Genomic DNA, 2,630 nt, shown 5'->3' with positions numbered 1-2,630 from the left:
ATGAAGAACATGCCGGGTCTTTTCGATAAGAGGCCGGTGGGCCACCCTGCTCAACAGCTCCTGCGCATCCGGCAGGGGGATGGGATATTCATATTCAAGCCGGTGGATACCATCCCGGGTACTCTTGACGTTGATATCCGCGTGGTCACCGTAGACCCGTATGCGCACCGATGACAGGGCATCATGGCTCAGGTAGCCCTGGCGCATGTTCAGGGATTTTTCCACATCATTCCGCCACGCATCCGAAGCCAGCAGAAATTTTCTTTCGATCTCGATTCCCATCAGGTTTTCTCGAACAGGGCGATGCTTTCGACATGCGCGGTATGAGGAAACATGTCCATCACGCCGGCAGATACCAGCCGGTAACCCAGGTTGTTGACCAGTTCTGCCGCATCCCTGGCCAGTGTGCCCGGATAACAGGACACATAGACGATGCGCTCCGCTCCCATGCGCGGCAGATGGGCCAGCACCTCGAAAGCACCACTGCGCGGCGGGTCCAGCAGCACCTTGTCGCAGGTCTGGCGCAACCAGGGTTCCTGTTCCAGGGATTCGTACAGGTTGGCCACATGGAAGCTGACGTTCTCCAGACCGTTTCGCGAGGCATTGTCACTGGCCCGCGCTACCAGTTCTTCGGCGCCTTCCACGCCGGTCACCTGTCCGGCCTTCGTGGCCATGGGCAAGGTGAAATTGCCGATTCCGCAGAAAAGATCCAGCACCCGGTCCTTCTTTTCCAGCTCCAGCAATCCCAGCGCCTGACGTATCATCTGGCGATTGATGCCGCTGTTCACCTGGGTAAAATCTGTCGGCTGAAAATGCAGTTCCACTCCGTAATCTGGCAAAGTGTAGTGCAGATCGGCTGCTTCGCCCAATGGCCTGACGGTATCCGGGCCGCCATCCTGTATATAGATGACGAAGTCCCGGACACTGCCAAAATGCAGCAGTGCTTCCCTGTCCTCATCCGTGAGAGGCTCCAGGATACGGAAGATCAGTACACAGCGTTCGTCATCCATAGCCACTTCGATCTGGGGCACCCGGGTCGAAATGGAAAGGCTTTCTATCAGGCTGGACAGGTCAGCGAGTGCATGACCGATTTTCGGATGCAATACCTCGCAGCTGTCCATGTCGGCGATAAAACTGGCACTGCGCTCACGAAACCCCACCAGCACCTTTCCTTTCTTCAGCACATGCTTGACGCCCAGACGCGCTTTGCGGCGATAGCCCCAGGAAGAGGAACCGGTCAAGGGTGGCAGAACCCGCCCGGGGGAAATTTTGCCGATGTGAGCGAACGCATCCATCAGCGTCTGTTCCTTGTAGCGGATCTGCGCCCCTGCTTCCAGGTGCTGCAGACTGCACCCGCCACACAAGCCAAAATAACGGCAGGCTGGCGTCATACGCTGTTCACTGGCCTCGAGCACCTCCACCACTTCACCTTCATCATGGTTCTTGCGCTTGCCGGTGTAGCGGAACATGACCCGCTCGCTCGGCAGGGTACCATGAATGAAGGTCGCCTTGCCATCGATTCTCGCCACCCCACGGCCATCGTGGCTGAGGGAATCCACCCGCGCTTCCCTTGGCTCCTGGGGCAGTTTCTGCCTCCGTCTTCTGCGTCCCATGTCAGCGATGTTCCGGATCGAAAATACCAGTGGAAAGATAGCGGTCTCCCCGGTCGCAGACGATGGCCACCAGCACGGCATTACTTACTTCACGGGAGAGCCGCAGCATGGCTGCAACGGCGCCGCCGGAAGAAATACCGCAGAAGATACCTTCCTTCTCCGCCAGCGCACGGGTGGTGTCTTCCGCTTCCTGCTGGGACACGTCCATCTCTCTATCCACCAGTGACGGATCAAAAATCGCCGGCAGGTATTCCCTTGGCCAGCGGCGTATCCCGGGGATTTGCGCCCCTTCCTCCGGCTGCACGCCGATGACCTGCACGTCATCGCGCTGTTCCCTGAGAAATCTCGCCACTCCCATGATGGTGCCCGTGGTGCCCATGGCGCTGACGAAATGGGTGATTCTGCCTGCGGTATCCCGCCACAGCTCCGGTCCCGTTCCCTCGTAGTGCGCCAGGGGATTGTCCGGGTTGTCGAACTGGTTGAGAAGTTTTCCCTGCCCGCTGGATTGCAGATCCATACCCAGATCCCGCGCGCCTTCCATGCCCTGCTCTTCGCTCACCAGGACCAGTTCCGCACCGTAGGCTGCCATGGCAGCCTTGCGTTCCATGCTCATGTTGTCCGGCATGATGAGTTTCAGGCGGTATCCTTTGATGGCCGCCACCATGGACAGCGCGATGCCTGTATTGCCGCTGGTTGCTTCTATCAGCGTGTCACCGGCCCGGATCTCACCACGTCTTTCGGCCTGCTCGATCATTTTGAGCGCAGGCCTGTCTTTGACAGAGCCTGCGGGATTGTTTCCCTCCAGCTTTACCAGCAGGACGTTGCCCGTTTTTCCCGGCAATCGCTGCAGTTCCACCAGCGGCGTATTTCCAACAGTGGACGAAAGAGTCTGAAATTCCATAAGTCATTGGCATTGAGTGGCATTGGCAGTATTTTAACGCGCCTCGTTTGGATAGGAACCTTCTTTTATACCAAACCGGCATCAATACAGGTGATTCCAGGTCAATAAATTACTTA

3 protein-coding genes are annotated in these 2,630 nt (G+C 57.7%); all 3 read right to left on the bottom strand.

Annotated features, from left to right (window positions below; genetic code table 11):
• Positions 1 to 282 (bottom strand): CYTH domain-containing protein (locus ACOCD2_RS16430; protein ID WP_293652665.1); only part of this gene is annotated, 282 nt, incomplete at its 3' end.
• Complete coding sequence (rlmD, locus tag ACOCD2_RS16425; protein WP_293652664.1) at positions 282 to 1,613, bottom strand: 23S rRNA (uracil(1939)-C(5))-methyltransferase RlmD; 1,332 nt, start codon at positions 1,611 to 1,613, stop codon at positions 282 to 284. The genes ACOCD2_RS16430 and rlmD, both read right to left, overlap by 1 nt.
• A gap of 1 nt (position 1,614) precedes the next feature.
• Positions 1,615 to 2,514 (bottom strand): cysteine synthase CysM, encoded by a 900-nt coding sequence (gene cysM / locus ACOCD2_RS16420; RefSeq protein ID WP_293680237.1) that lies wholly within the window; start codon positions 2,512 to 2,514, stop codon positions 1,615 to 1,617.
• Positions 2,515 to 2,630: the final 116 nt, after the last annotated feature.

This window comes from Thiolapillus sp. (assembly GCF_048562965.1).
GTDB lineage: Bacteria > Pseudomonadota > Gammaproteobacteria > Chromatiales > Chromatiaceae > Thiolapillus > Thiolapillus brandeum_A.
The sequence above is the reverse complement of the archived record's forward strand: the minus strand, read 5'-3'. Positions and strand labels throughout refer to the sequence as shown.

Coding starts and splice junctions, on each gene's coding strand:
- cysM (WP_293680237.1), bottom strand. CDS start 2,514: ATGGAATTTCAGACTCTTTCGTCCACTGTTGGAAATACGCCGCTGGTG.
- rlmD (WP_293652664.1), bottom strand. CDS start 1,613: ATGGGACGCAGAAGACGGAGGCAGAAACTGCCCCAGGAGCCAAGGGAA.